This window comes from Haloarcula sp. Atlit-7R, from assembly GCF_003666065.1.
Lineage (GTDB): Archaea > Halobacteriota > Halobacteria > Halobacteriales > Haloarculaceae > Haloarcula > Haloarcula taiwanensis.
The window spans coordinates 300,843-314,873 of sequence record NZ_QXIK01000004.1 but is presented as its reverse complement, the minus strand read 5'-3'; the positions used below and the strand labels follow the sequence as shown (position 1 = coordinate 314,873).

Below are 14,031 nucleotides of genomic sequence, written 5' to 3'. Positions count from 1 at the left end.
ATCTTCCTATATTTAGGCAAGCCAAAAACACCCCGAATCGCCAAACGACACTACTGCCCCCGGCAGTGAGAATCCACACAAAGTATATCCGTGTGTGCTAACCACACACGGAATATGCAGGAGGCTTGGCTCCAACTACAATGTCCGGCGTGTTCGGTTGCCTGGGAAGCGCAAGTAACTGATCTCTCTGCCCCGGAGACGCAGTTCGCCTGTGACGACTGTGGGGCCGAGCGGTCGCTGTCGGAGTTTATGCGGACCACCCGCGACCTCGAAGTGCTGCAGGAGTTTACCGAATCCTAGTATCGCGCTCGCGCCGCCGCCTTCCACTCTTCGCCGCGTTTGACATTGTTCGGAGGGCGGCGTTTGCCCACACTCGCCAGCCGTCCTGCCAGCGTCCACTCATCGGCGTATTCAACCGTCTGCCGCTGTGCTGTTGCCACAGCAGCCCGTTGGCGGTCAGTCACGTGGGCGCTAATCGCGGCGGTGATAGCCGCCGCCTCGGCCTGTGATGCGTCCGCCGGTATCGACAGCGACAGGTCCTCCGGCCCCTCGCTGCCGGTTGTCAGTACCGACTCCGCGTCCGACTGTGGGGTGTTGCGAGTCGTCATGTTACAGTGGGATGTTGCCGTGGTCTTTCGGCGGTGTATCCTCGCGCTTGCGCTGCAGGAGGTCGAGGTCCTGAATGAGGCGCTTGCGCGTCTCCTTCGGTTCGATGACGTCGTCGAGATAGCCCCGCTTCGCCGGCCCGTACGGATTGGCGAACTCGTCGCGGAACTCGTCCATCAGTTCCTGCCGCTTGGCGTCCGGGTCGTCGGCCTCCGCGATCTCGTTTCGGTAGAGGATGTTGACGGCACCCCGCGGCCCGAGCACGGCCATCTCCGAGCCGGGCCAGGCGTAGTTCACGTCGCTGCCCAGGAACTTCGAAGACATGACGATGTACGCGCCGCCGTAGGCCTTCCGTACGACGACCGACAGCAGCGGGACCGTTGCCTCGGCGTAGGCGTAGATGAGTTTCGCGCCCCGCCGGATGATGCCGTTGTGCTCCTGGTCCGTGCCGGGCATGAACCCGGGCACGTCGACGAGCGTGAGGATGGGGATGTTAAACGAGTCACAGAAGCGGACGAACCGAGCCGCTTTCTCTGCCGCGTCAATGTCAAGCGTCCCCGCGCTCACGCGTGGCTGATTGGCGACGACGCCGACCGACTGGCCGTCCATCCGCGAGAACCCCACCACGACGTTGCGTGCCCAGTTGCCGTGGACCTCGAAGAAGGAGTCTTCGTCAACGATGGCGTCGATGACCTTCGTCATGTCGTAAGGCTTGCGTGGGGCCGAGGGGACGATATCGGTCACGCCGGGAATCTCTCGCTCAGGGTCGTCCCACGGCTTGACTCGCGGCGGGTCCTCCATGTTGTTCGCCGGGAGGTACGACAGGAGTCGGCGGATGTTTTCCAGCGCTTCCTCCTCCGATGGGTACGAGAAGTGAGCGACACCGGATTTGGTGGAGTGAGAGCCCGCACCGCCGAGTTCCTCTTTCGACACCTGTTCGCCGGTCACCGTCTCGATGACGTCCGGCCCGGTGATGAACATGTGGCTGGTGTCTTGCACCATGAAGGTGAAGTCAGTCAGCGCCGGGCTGTAGGTGGCTCCGCCGGCACATGGCCCCATGATCGCGGATATCTGGGGGATGAGACCACTCGCCTTGGTGTTGCGCTCGAATATCTTGGCAAAGCCCACCAGTGAGTCGACGCCTTCCTGAATGCGCGCGCCGCCGGAGTCGTTGAGTCCGATGACCGGGACACCGTTCTCGATGGCCCGGTCCATCACTTTACAGATTTTGTCGGCGACGACTTCGCCAACGGACCCACCCAGTACGGTGAAATCGTGTGCGAACAGGAACACCTTCCGACCGTCGACTTCACCGTAACCGGTAACAACCGCATCACCGGCGAACCGTTTCTCTTCCATACCGAAGTTCGTCGACCGGTGCTCGACGAACGGGTCGACCTCGTTGAACGTCCCATCGTCGACGAGAAAGTTGATGCGCTCGCGGGCGGTCATCTTGCCCTTCTCGTGCTGGGATTCGATACGAGCTTCACCGCCTCCGAGTTCAGCTTCGGCCCGTTTCTGTCGCAACTCTTCGACCGCGTCGTCAGGTGCCCCAGTCTCGTCTTCTGGTTCTTCCTGTTGACTCATCCTACCACTCCATCCCGCCGTTGACACCAAGTACCTGTCCTGTCATGTAGCTCGATTCCTCGCTGGCAACGAACCGCACGATGCCGGCGATGTCTTCAACGCGCGCGAACCGGTCGAGCGGAATCTCCCGCAGAATCTTTTCCTGAACGCGTTCGGGCACCTCCTCCAGCATATCGGTCTTGACGAAGCCCGGCGCAACGCAGTTCGCGGTTGACCCCGTGTGTGCTAACTCAAGTGCGAGCGTCCGTGTAAAGCCAAACAGCCCCGATTTCGTCGTCGCGTAGTTAGCCTGCCCGATGTTCCCTTGCTGACCGACGACGCTAGAGATATTTATCAGTCGGCCGTGCTCGGCGTCGCGAATGTCGTCGTAGAAGGCTTTCGTCCCGTTGAACACGCCGCCAAGGTTGACATCGATCACCGTCTCCCAGTCGTCGCGGCTCATGTTTTCGAACTTTTTGTCGATAGTGATTCCAGCGTTGTTGACGAGCACGTCTGCGGACCCGAACTCGTCGGCCACCTTCTCACGCATTGCCCGGACCTCATCGAGTTTCGCCACGTCGGCCTGGGCCGCGATAGCGGTGCCGCCCCCTTCCCGGATGTCCTCGACGACGGCGCGGGCTTCCGCGTCCGAGGACCGATAATTAACGACGACGTTAGCCCCGTGAGCACCGAGATCTTTGGCGATTCCGCGGCCGATACCACGTGAGGACCCAGTGACGACACAGGTTTGATTGTCCAGGTTCATTCGTGGTTGATGGGAGCCCTGTTGCTTCGTACGCTCATCACCTAATCTGGCAAAGCACAGCCAAATAACAGTTCGCCTTATACAACATTAAACGTCGAATTTAGAATATAATGATGCTGCTAGTACACGAGAAGTGACGGCTAGAAGACAGACTCACGAGGGTAGCAAAGAAGAACGCCAAATCTTTTAGGATGGCCTAAAGAGATACGGCCAGCACATGACAGCCGACATCTGCGTAATGGTGCCGACGATTCGAAACCACGAGTGCATGCGGTCGTACTTCCAGAACGCCCGGGACCACGGGTTCGATCTGGACCGACTGTTCGTCGTACTCATCACCGAGGACTTCTGTGACACCGACGCGATGGAACAGATGCTCGACGAAGAGGGCGTTGACGGAGCCGTCTACGACGGAACCGCCCGCGAGGCGTGGTTTGAGGCCCACGGCGCGAGCGGATACTCGCATCTTATCCCCGAAGCAAGCCACGCACAGACCTCGTTTGGCCTCCTGTACATGTGGGCCAACGACTACGAGTACGGTGTGTTCATCGACGACGACACGCTACCACACGATGACGCGGACTTCTTCGGGACGCACATGGAGAATCTCGCCTACGAGGGCGAGATTGAGACGGTCAGTTCCGACGAACAGTGGGTCAACGTCCTCTACCAGAACGAGGACGAACACGGCCTCTACCCGCGTGGCTACCCCTACGCCGCAATGGACGAGACGGTGTCGACTGAGCAGAGCCGCGTCGATGACGTGGTCGCCTCGCAGGGCCTCTGGACGAACGTGCCCGACCTCGACGCCGTTCGCATTCTGATGGACGGCGACCTGCAGGGTCAGGCCCAGACCCGTACGACCGGGGCAGACTTCGACGATGACTTCGTCGCCGCAGAGGGACAGTACCTCACCGTCTGCTCGATGAACCTTGCGTTCCGTCGCGAGGTCATCCCGGCGTTCTACCAGCTCCCGATGGACGACAACGAGTGGGACGTGGGCCGCTTTGACGACATCTGGTCCGGCGTCTTCCTCAAGCGGGCCTGTGACGTGCTCGGTAAGCAGATCTACAACGGCGACCCGCTGTGTGAACACAACAAAGCGCCCCGCTCTACGTTCTCGGACCTCACCAACGAGGTCCACGGGCTCGAACTCAACGAACACGTCTGGGAGATCGTCGACGACGCCGGCGCGGACGCGGACTCCTACGCCGAAGTGTTCGAGGACATCGCCGTGGCGATGGCCGACGGCGATTTCAGCGACTGGGAAAACGGTGCCTTCCTTAACTACTGCGGCGAATTCATGCTCGACTGGCTGGCATGCCTCGACGAACTAGACGACGCCGCGGCGGAACAGGTCCCCGCAACCGCCGACGACTAGAAAGGCATAAGTTGTTTAGGCAACCCTAAATCAAATAATGAGTGATTCTAACGATATGACGGGACGTAACGCAACGCAGTCACGACGACGCTTCCTCGCCCTCAGTGGCACCACCGCGACAGCGGCGATTGCCGGCTGTTCCGGTATTCTGAGTGGGGGCGACGGCGGCGATGGTGGAAGCGACGGTGGGACCGGTGCTGGGACCGGTCAGCTTTCCCTCTCGGACTTCCGTGGCTCCGGCCCGCTGGTGGCACAGCGGGACGCTCCCGGCGGGACCTCAATCGAGGAGCTGCCGGACCTCAGCGGCGAACTGACGCTGTACCTCGGTGGTGGCGAGGGCGGCCTCTACCTCGACCTCATCGAACTGTTCGAACAGCTGTATCCTGATTTCTCTGCTAACCACCGGCTCGAAGCATCCAGTGACCTCGCAAACACCATCATCGAGGAGAACGAGGCGGGCGCAAGTCCAGCAGACGTGTTCATGTCGATCGACGCTGGCTCACTCGGTGCCGTGGCAAACGCTGGCGCGACCGCGAGCCTCCCCGAAGAGGCGCTGTCGACGGTTCCGGACGCGTACCAGGACAGCGAGGGCCGCTGGGTGGGCATCGCCGGCCGCGCCCGAGCGATTCCGTACAACACGAACCAGATCTCCGAATCCGACATCCCGTCGACGGTTCAGGAGTTCCCGGAGACCGCTGCGCTCGAAAACAGCATGGGCTGGGCCCCGAGCTACGGCGCGTTCCAGTCGTTCGTCACCGCGATGCGACTCATCCGCGGCGACGACGAGACGATGTCGTGGCTCCAGGCGATGCAGGACCACGGCATTAGTACCTACGCCGACGAGTTCCGCGTCTCAAACGCCTGCGCCGACGGGGAACTGACCGCCGGCTTCGCTAACCACTACTACACGCTTCGAGTTCAGTCTGCCCGCGAAAGCTCGCCCATCGGCCTCGCGTTCACCGAAGGTGATGCCGGGGCACTCGTCAACGTCTCGGGCCTCGAAATCATCGACGGAACCGACAACGCGGACCTGGCAGCGAACTTCGTCCGACACGTCCTCTCGGCGGAGGCACAGGAGTTCTTCGCCACCCGGACGTTCGCGTATCCGATGATTCCGGGCGTCGCACCGGTCGGTGACCTGCCGCGTATCGACGACCTGAACCCGCCGGATATCAACCTGAGCGAACTGGCTGACGTGGCCGGAACCGTTGACTTACTTCGAGACGCTGGCGTCCTCTAATATGGGCACAAAAGACCGCTACGAGCGGCTTCGGGAGCAAGCGACCACGTCGGAGCGAGACTCGTCTCCGCACACGCTGCTCGCAGTGGTCTCGCTGGCAATCTCGCTGCTGTTACTTGCACCGCTGGTATGGGTGTTTCTCCGGGCGGGTGAAATCGAGTTCGGGCGTGCGGTGGAACTACTCACGAGCGACACGACTGTCTCGGTGACGCTGAACACGCTAGCGCTTGTGACTGGTGTCACCGTCGCGTCGATTTTCATCGGCGTCCCGCTGGCGATTCTCACCGCCCAGACGGACCTGCCGTTCAAGCGGTTCTGGACGATTACGTCCGCGCTGCCGCTGGTCGTCCCGAGCTATATCGGGGCCTTCGCGTTCGTCTCGGCGTTTGGCCCTCGCGGCGTCCTCGCGGACCTGCTATCGCCGCTCGGCATCGAGCAGATACCAACGATATACGGCCTGCACGGCGCAATACTTGTGCTGACACTGTTTACGTACCCGTACGTGTTCCTGACCACGCGCGCGTCGCTGCTGTCGTTCGATGGGACTGTGGTCGAGGCTGCCCGGACACTGAATCACACGCGTTGGGAGGCGTTCCGCCGTGTCACACTGCCACAGATCGCACCGGGCATCGCCGCCGGTGCCCTGCTGGTCGCGCTGTACACCCTTTCGGACTTCGGGACGCCCGCAATCATGCAGTACGACGTGTTCACACGGATGATATACAACGAGTTCGGCGCACGCCGGCTGGACTACGCCTCCGTGCTCTCGATGCTATTGCTTGTGATGGCGCTTGGTATCCTCGCCGTCGAGTCCCGCCTCAGCGCGGGGCGAGACGGAGCCTACGTCAGCAGCGGCTCGCGCCGGCCCGGTCTCATCAGGCTCGGCTACTGGAAAGCCCCGGCACTGCTGTTTTGCGGCGCTATCGCGTCGCTGTGTCTGGTGCTTCCGGTCGGCATCTTGCTCCAGTGGCTCCTCCGTTCCGGCACGGGCTACAGCGGTGGCGGTTTCACCTTCGATGCGGCCTACGCCTGGAACTCGGTCGGCCTCGCCGCAGCCGCGGCGGCCATCTGTGTCGTGGCAGCGCTCCCGATAGCGTATCTCTCCGCGCGCGGTAGTTCGGGCTTCTCGTCACTCCCCGAGCGGGCCACGTACGTCGGCTACGCCGTCCCCGGGGTCGTGCTCGGCCTGGCGCTCGTGTATCTCGGGCTCCGGTACGTCCCGTTCCTGTACCAGAGCGTCATCCTGCTGGTGTTTGCCTACGTGATTCGGTTCCTCCCGCAGGCCGTCGGGACGACCGAATCCTCGATTCTGCAGGTCGATCCGAGCTACATCGAAGCGGCGCGGTCCCTGGGCTACCACCCACTCTCGGCGTTTCGGAAAGTCGTCTTACCACTCGTTGCCCCGGGAATCGCCGCCGGGGCCGCGCTAGTGTTCCTGACGACCATGAAGGAATTGCCGGCAACGCTGATGTTACGCCCGACGGGCTTCGAAACCTTCGTCACGTACATCTGGCTCGTCCAGGGTGCCGGCTACTACGGACAGGCGGCGGTCCCGGCTCTCGTGCTCGTCGGCCTCTCCGGACTCTCGATGCTGGTCATTCTTCGACGGGAGGACACAAGCTAATGTCTCGACAAACACGCACACAGCAAACATCGGACTTCGACGACGTGGACGCGGCGGTAGCGAACCCGGACCGGACGGTCCTGGAACTGGACGATGTATCCAAAGACTACGGTCACGAAGTCGCCGTCGAGAACCTATCACTCGATGTGAAAGACGGCGAACTGCTGACACTGCTGGGGCCATCCGGCTGCGGGAAGACGACGACACTCCGGATGATTGCCGGGCTGGAACGCCCCTCTGACGGGCAGATATCGATCGCCGATGAAGTCATCGCCGACGGCTCCTCGTTCCGGAAGCCAGAGGAGCGCAACATCGGGATCGTCTTTCAGGACTACGCGCTGTTCCCGCATCTCACCGTCGCCGAGAACATCGCTTTCGGGCTGACCGAGATGGACGAGCAGGCCGTCGACGAGCGGGTCGACGAACTGCTCGAACTGGTCGACCTCTCGTCCCATCACGACAAGATGCCGAGCCAGCTTTCCGGCGGCCAGCAACAGCGCGTTGCGCTCGCGCGCTCGCTGGCCCCGGAACCGGATGTCCTGCTGCTCGACGAACCGTTCTCGAACCTCGACGTGCGCCTGCGCGTCGAGATGCGCGAGGAGGTTCGCAAAATCCTGAAGCGGGCCGGCGTCACCGCCATCTCAGTGACCCACGACCAGGAGGAAGCCCTCTCGATAAGCGACCGCGTCGCCATCATGAACGACGGGACCATCGCTCAGGTCGGTGACCCCGCTGAAGTGTTTGAAAACCCCGAGAGCCGCTTCGTTGCGAGCTTCCTCGGGCAGGCGAGTTTCCTCTCGGCCCGGGTGACCAGCGATGTCATCGAGACTGGACTGGGTTCGTTCGACATCGAGTTGCTGAACGGGCCGGTCGAGGCGTACAACGGCGCGATGGTGGACGTGCTGGTCCGGCCGGACGACCTGCAGGCGATGCCAACAAACGAGTCCCAGGCCGACGGCTACGTCGTTCACCGCCAGTACAACGGTCCGTCGTTCGTCTACCGGGTCGAACTCCACAGTGGCGACGTCGTCCACTGCATGCACAACCACGTCGAGACATTCGAACCGGGCCAGCCGGTCGAAGTTGATCTGGTCGCCGACCACGACCTGGCCTGGTATCCGACGGAATGACGCGACTGCGCCGGCCGGGGGTACAGGCGGGGCTGATAGCGTTGCTCGGCGGGCTCGCCGTCTTCACGCTCGCCCACGTCGTCTTTCCCCATCATACAACCAACCATGACGAAGGCGTCTACCTCCAGCAGGCCGCCATGCTGCTCGAGGGGCAACTGTTCATGTACCCGCCGGTCGAGGAGTCGTTCCGACCGTGGTTCTTTGTGGCCGACGGTGAGCGGTTGTATCCGAAGTACGCCCCGGTTCCGGCGGCGATGTTTGCCGTCGGGAAACTGCTCGGCGGCTACCGCGTTGCGCTCGGCCTGATTGGGACCGGCGTCCTTGCGCTAACCTACCATACCGTCCGCGAGGCGTTCGACGCCCGGACGGGCGTGGTGGCGACCGTCCTCATGGTCGGGTCGCCGCTGTTTCTCATCGAGGCCTCGGTGTTTCTCTCCTACGTGCCGACGACGCTGTGGAACCTCGGCTTCGCCGCGGCGTATCTCCACGCCGACCGGACCGGGAGCCGGAAGACGGCGGCAGGTGCCGGCCTCGCTATCGGCGTCGCCTTCTTCGCGCGGCCGTACACCGCAGTGCTGTTTGCAACGCCGTTTATTATCCACGCGCTGTGGACGCTCCGGACGCTCGACCCGGCGCGGTTCACGCGCCTGTCAGTAACGGCCGTCGGCGGGCTTGCCGGTGTCGCCGCGACGCTTGCATACAACCACGTCGTCACCGGCTCAGCCCTGCTGTTCCCGTACGAAGTGTTCGCCCCGCAGGACGGGCCGGGCTTTGGCCACCGGGAGATTCTGGGCTACTCTCGGGAGTTCACGCCGGCGATGTCGCTGGACGCCAACGCCGAACTCCTCTGGAAGCTTCTCACCCAGTGGGTCGTCGCCGGGCCGCTGGGGACGGCGGCAGCAGCTATCGGGCTCGGGGCCGTCGTGCGTCGCGGAATAGACGGCCGGCAGGCGGCGCTGGCCGGGGTCCTCCTGACGGTCCCGCTCGGCAACGGCTACTTCTGGGGCACCGTGAACATGCTCGGCGACCTCTCGGACCCGACAGACGGCTTAGTCGCTTTCCTCGGGCCGTTTTATCACGTCGATATGCTCGTCCCGCTGACGGCGTTCGGTGCCGTCGGGGTCGTTACCGTTGCCCGATGGACACGGCTGCTGGTAACCGAGCGGGTCAGCGCGGATCGGGTCCGTCCAGTCTTGGTCACTGTGGCGCTGTGTGGCGCGGCGCTTGGCGGCGGCGCGGCCGTCACAACAGCGGCCGAGCCGGTCTCGGACAACTACGAAGTGACCCAGCAGCTAGAGCAGGCTTACACGCCTTTCGAGGAGCGAGACCTCGACAACAGTCTCGTCTTGCTCCCGACACCGTACGGCGACTGGCTGAATCATCCGTTCCAGTCGGTTCGTAACGACCCCGGCTTCGACGGCGACACCGTCTACGCGATGCAACACCGCCAGTTCGAGGTCATCGACGCCTACCCCGACCGGACCTACTACCGCTACGCGTTCCGCGGCGAGTGGGTCCCGTATCTGGGGCTGCCCGTCGAGCCGCGGCTCCAGCCGGTGTCGGTCGCAGAGGGCCGGACGGTCCGGACGGATGTATCGGCGTCAGTTCCCGAACAGGCCGCGCTGGTCTCCATCCGGCTCACAAGCGAGGGTGAGAACGACTACGCGACGGTTACCGGGACCGATGCGCTAGACTTGCGGCTCTCGACGGACCGCGACCGGACGCGGCTCACCGGCGACGGCATCGAGGACCAGGTCAGCGTCCCGACGCCGGCGGACGGGACAGTCACGCTCATTATGTTTGTCGACTACGGTACTGGTGCGGGGTTCGAGTACCGGGCGGAACTCCCGGTTTCCCAGACGGACAACGGCGTGCGGGCGCTGACACCGCGACTCGAAGTCTGTAAGGATCAGCGCCGCTGCGGCGGCGAGGCAGCCTACGTTCCGGGCACACACCGCGACGGAATCAGCATGAACGCGACCACAACAGCCGAAACTACGTGATCCGTACCGATGACTGACTACGAACTCACCAGACGCGACGCGCTGAAAGCCCTCGGTGCGGCGGGCGTCACCGTCGGCGGCGCGGCGGCGCTCGTCTGGAACGAATCGGGAACCGACAAGAGTGCCGAGTCAGCCGAGAAAGACACTGGTACAGTCGAACCAGAGTTCGGCGACCACGAGCGCGAGACGTATCATGCCGTCGCCACTATTGTCTATCCGAGCGAGGTAACGGGCGTCCGGGAATTCGTCAACAGCTACGTCACCGGCCGGGTCGAGGCAGACCCTGAGCGAGCGACAGAAATGACGACCGCCGTTGCGGACCTCGACGTTTACACCCGAGAATGGGAGGACACAGTCTTCACTGCGTTGGACACAGAAACGCAGGAAGAAACGCTGCGGGGAATGGGCGTTAAGGCTGCCGACCCGGAGCCACATGGCGACCCGAGGCACCGCGTCCGCTACTACCTCGTCAACGACCTCCTGTTCGCGCTGTACAGTTCGCCGACCGGCGGCGAGCTTGTCGGAATCGAGAATCCGCAGGGCTACCCCGGCGGAACGAGTAGCTATCAGCAGCCACCGAACGACCGATAAGCCGGGACCCGTCGCCGATTACGTCGGCGGTGTTACCGGAACCGTTCTTCGAGCGCAACCCGGACGATCGACTTTGCGATGGCGGCCCCGCCGGAGAACGGGTCGAGTTTCGTCTCACCTTTCCGCTCGTCGTACTCAATAGGGCGTTCACGCACGTCGTAGCCGCGCATCAGTGGCCGCATGAGCAGTTCCGCCGAGAGCCCGGTGTTCTCGGTCCAGACGATCTTCTGGAGGACCTCGCGGCGGTAGGCCCGCATTCCGGTAGTCGTGTCGTGGACGCGCTTGCCCATGAGTACACTCGCGAGTAGGGCGAACAGCTCGTTCCCCAGCTTGTTCATCGCCGGCATCTGCTCGGCCCCGTAGTACAGCCGGTCGCCGCTGACAACGTCGGCCCCGTCGTTTATTTCTGCGAGGAAATCGGGGAGGCGTTCCATCGGATACGTGTCGTCACAGTCCGTCGTGACGACGACCGGCCGGTCCGGCGTCAGCACGGCTTCGCGGACCGCCACACCGTATCCCTGCGGTTCCTGTTCGATGACTGTTGCACCGTGTTCGCGGGCGATTTCCGGCGTCCGGTCACTGGAGCCATCGACGCAGACGACCTCGGCACGCCCGTCGGTCACTGTCGCGATATCGTCGAGAACAGTGCCGATTGCTTCTTCTTCGTTGTACGTCCCCATGACGACCGCGAGGTCGTCAAACGTGTAGCCGGCTGAATTTTCAGCCCGCGAGCCCTGAATAGCCATTGCTCATCCGTCAGAACCCACGGTTCTTGAATGTTTAGGTTTGCCAAAATCAGTGATCGTCGAGATACATTTCTATCGGGGTTGCATCCTCCCAGAGGTGCGTAAACAGGTCCCTCGCCCACGAAATAGCGCCGTCCGTCTCCGAAATAATCTTCGCCGACGGCCAGGCCCCGTCGAGTTCTGGGAGCGTGATAATCATCCAGTTGTCGGCGACGGCGAGTGCGTACGGGACCGGCGTGACACGAACAGTCGTTTCCTCGAACCGAGTTATATCGAGCGAGACGGACTCCGTGTCGAGCATCTCGTCGATTACAGCACAGCTGACCACGAGCCGCGACTCGGCGTTGTCCGGCATCGCCGCCTCGTACTCGGGGTGGTAGACGGGCGAGATGACATCGCAGTGAGGGACGCTCTCGACGCGGGACACGACTTCCCGGACCGGTCGGTTGATATCGGTTTGCGTGCCACGGATGACCGTGTAGTCACCAACTTCAGGCAGGCGACACCGGAACGGCTGTGGTAGCACTGACGTGTCATGAGCCTCCCAGTACTGGAGGTCGAGAGCGAGGAGTTCCTCAAGCCGTTGCTGGCGGTGAATCGTATCTGCGACGAGGCGGCCGGTACCGGTGAGTCGCCAGCCGTCGTCCGTTGAGGTGACTATGCCGCGGCCTTCGAGGTTCGAGAGCGCGTCGTAAATCGCTGATTCGCTTGCAGTAACTGCTGACAGCAGTTCGTTGGTGGCCTTGGCCCCGGGACACAGCGCACCGATGATGTCCGTCCGGACAGACGACGTTCGGACGTACTGAATTAGCGATTCTACGCCCATACTGTCCCCATGTTCTGTAGCTCATAGTTTTCGCACATATCAGTTTCCATTTGTAACGCAATTCTCTTCGAATAGGACACTATTCTCTCGGGCATGGGATATTATTGCAGCCAATGTGTCCATCTTTTTTATCGCTCACGACGCAGAGACTGTTGCTGTCCACGTAAGACCACGTCCCCGCTGAACGCAATGGAGCACGTTGGTCTTGTGGAGTTGCCACGTTCGGGCCGGGCGATGTCGTGCCTCTGACATATATCGCCAGCCCGAAGGGTCATGCAATCACCGTGGGTTGCCCGCCCACGGTGCTCATTGTCTCCGCTGTCGCCTCGTCCAGGCAGGTATTTACTACGGACTACTCTCTCTTGGCTCCGTATCGACTGTCCGCAGTCTGGCAGTCACCGTGAAAACCAGCCTCGGCCGATAGTAATGGGTCAGTTCTCGGGCGGTTCGTCTGTCCCGATCCGAATCTCGTAGGCCTCGATATCTTCGAAGGCAGCGACCTGCCCACCGACTTCGACCGGCCCGTCAGCCGTTTCAACGACCAGCGTCGCGACCTCGCGGTTCGAACTGAACGACGCCCGGTCAACCTTGCCTTCAACGACCCGGTGGTCGCCTGTCTCGACATCCCGGCCCTCGATAGTCGCGTAGAACTCCCCGTCCAGCGTCACCAGATCGGAGATACAGCGCCTGATCGTCCCGTAGCGGCGCGGGAACGGCAGCCCGTCTCCGTCGCTGGCGATCGTTTCAGCAGTCGTCCACAGCACCGTGTTGAGGAACCCGGAGACCAGGAACCCGAGTTCCGACCGATTGAAGATGACGCCGTATCGGTCCGTGTCACCGCGGACGCTCTCACGGGTCGCGTACATCGAGTAGTTCCCGTCGGCGACGGCGACGACCGGTGTCGTGATACCGCGGCGGGCCTTCACCGTGGTCGCGATGGACTCGTAATCGAACCGCGCTGGGTCGGGCGCGTCCACACCCGGTGAAATGAGAATTTCAATAGCGATGCCGGACTGCTTCCGGGCCGCGAGTCTGTCTTCGAACCGCTCCAGCAGGGCCGGGGTCAGAGACAGCGTCAGTTCGTACTCGGCCGTCTCAATGATATCTTCGAGGTACCGGAGTATCGTCGGCCGAGATTTGACGAGTGAGACGGCTTCGGGCTCCCGTGCAGGAGCCGTATAGCGCGAAGAGAGGTCGTCGACGAGATCATCGAGTGAGTCCTGTATCCCCTCGAAGGCTTCCCGCGGGTCGATAGCCAGAACTTTCATCGGCCGGGACTCCTTGAGTTCGACCAGCCCGACGTCGCTGAGGCTCCGGACCGTATCGTACACTCGCGGCTGTGGAATGTCCGTGTTCTCCGATATCTCCGACGCTGTCAGCTCACCGTGTTGTAACACGGCCAGGTAGGCTGAAATCTCGTACTCGCCGAGATTGAACCGCGCAATTACCTGTTCGAGCGATGCTTCCAAGTCGTCACTAGACATAGTGGGGCGTTTGCGAGTCGAGTACTAAGAACTTCGGCACTCTCTTCAGCAGACAGTTTCAGGACCAG

At 62.4% G+C, this 14,031-nt stretch carries 13 protein-coding genes; 7 read left to right on the top strand and 6 right to left on the bottom strand.

The features are described 5' to 3' along the window. Positions 1–114: 114 nt before the first annotated feature. On the top strand, positions 115–300 hold the full coding sequence (locus D3D01_RS11615; RefSeq protein ID WP_101350076.1) for a hypothetical protein: 186 nt from the start codon (positions 115–117) through the stop codon (positions 298–300). Here the strand turns inward: D3D01_RS11615 and D3D01_RS11610 are convergent. From D3D01_RS11610 to D3D01_RS11600, 3 genes are read right to left on the bottom strand one after another with little or no spacing between them, the layout of a single operon-like run. After that, positions 297–608: a hypothetical protein gene (locus D3D01_RS11610; protein ID WP_101350077.1), complete on the bottom strand. Its 312-nt coding sequence runs from the start codon at positions 606–608 to the stop codon at positions 297–299. The two genes, D3D01_RS11615 and D3D01_RS11610, sit on opposite strands and share 4 nt — an antisense overlap. 1 nt (position 609) lies before the next feature. Beyond that, the gene (locus tag D3D01_RS11605) at positions 610–2,193 is read right to left on the bottom strand and encodes an acyl-CoA carboxylase subunit beta (protein WP_101350078.1); all 1,584 of its coding nucleotides are present in this window, start codon (positions 2,191–2,193) and stop codon (positions 610–612) included. Between the two features lies 1 nt (position 2,194). Next, positions 2,195–2,938 carry a beta-ketoacyl-ACP reductase gene (locus D3D01_RS11600; protein WP_101350079.1) on the bottom strand — a complete coding sequence of 248 codons (744 nt, stop codon included), beginning with the start codon at positions 2,936–2,938 and terminating at the stop codon, positions 2,195–2,197. Between the two features lie 217 nt (positions 2,939–3,155). Here D3D01_RS11600 and D3D01_RS11595 point away from each other — a divergent pair, with 217 nt between their 5' ends. From D3D01_RS11595 to D3D01_RS11570, 6 genes are read left to right on the top strand one after another with little or no spacing between them, the layout of a single operon-like run. After that, entirely contained in the window at positions 3,156–4,319 is a 1,164-nt protein-coding gene (locus D3D01_RS11595; RefSeq protein ID WP_101350080.1) for an alpha-1 4-glucan-protein synthase, read from the top strand. A gap of 55 nt (positions 4,320–4,374) precedes the next feature. Further along, positions 4,375–5,559: an extracellular solute-binding protein gene (locus D3D01_RS11590; RefSeq protein ID WP_101350081.1), complete on the top strand. Its 1,185-nt coding sequence runs from the start codon at positions 4,375–4,377 to the stop codon at positions 5,557–5,559. A gap of 1 nt (position 5,560) precedes the next feature. After that, positions 5,561–7,183, top strand: a complete 1,623-nt coding sequence (locus D3D01_RS11585) for an iron ABC transporter permease (protein ID WP_121512288.1) — start codon at positions 5,561–5,563, stop codon at positions 7,181–7,183. Further along, positions 7,183–8,313 carry an ABC transporter ATP-binding protein gene (locus tag D3D01_RS11580; RefSeq protein ID WP_121512287.1) on the top strand — a complete coding sequence of 377 codons (1,131 nt, stop codon included), beginning with the start codon at positions 7,183–7,185 and terminating at the stop codon, positions 8,311–8,313. Before D3D01_RS11585 ends, D3D01_RS11580 begins: the two co-directional genes overlap by 1 nt. Beyond that, positions 8,310–10,316 carry a glycosyltransferase family 39 protein gene (locus D3D01_RS11575; RefSeq protein ID WP_121512286.1) on the top strand — a complete coding sequence of 669 codons (2,007 nt, stop codon included), beginning with the start codon at positions 8,310–8,312 and terminating at the stop codon, positions 10,314–10,316. Before D3D01_RS11580 ends, D3D01_RS11575 begins: the two co-directional genes overlap by 4 nt. Positions 10,317–10,325: 9 nt before the next feature. Further along, positions 10,326–10,907, top strand: coding sequence for a gluconate 2-dehydrogenase subunit 3 family protein (locus D3D01_RS11570; protein WP_121512285.1), 582 nt, complete (start codon positions 10,326–10,328; stop codon positions 10,905–10,907). Positions 10,908–10,939: 32 nt separating this feature from the next. Here the strand turns inward: D3D01_RS11570 and D3D01_RS11565 are convergent, their stop codons facing one another. The 3 genes from D3D01_RS11565 to trmB form a co-directional block, all read right to left on the bottom strand. Further along, a complete protein-coding gene (locus D3D01_RS11565) occupies positions 10,940–11,653 on the bottom strand; it encodes a dolichyl-phosphate hexose transferase (RefSeq protein WP_101350086.1) in 714 nt (237 codons plus the stop codon). Positions 11,654–11,702: 49 nt separating this feature from the next. Further along, on the bottom strand, positions 11,703–12,479 hold the full coding sequence (locus D3D01_RS11560; RefSeq protein WP_101350087.1) for a winged helix-turn-helix domain-containing protein: 777 nt from the start codon (positions 12,477–12,479) through the stop codon (positions 11,703–11,705). A 431-nt stretch (positions 12,480–12,910) separates the two neighbouring features. Then, entirely contained in the window at positions 12,911–13,963 is a 1,053-nt protein-coding gene (trmB, locus tag D3D01_RS11555) for an HTH-type sugar sensing transcriptional regulator TrmB (RefSeq protein WP_121512284.1), read from the bottom strand. Positions 13,964–14,031 lie beyond the last annotated feature (68 nt).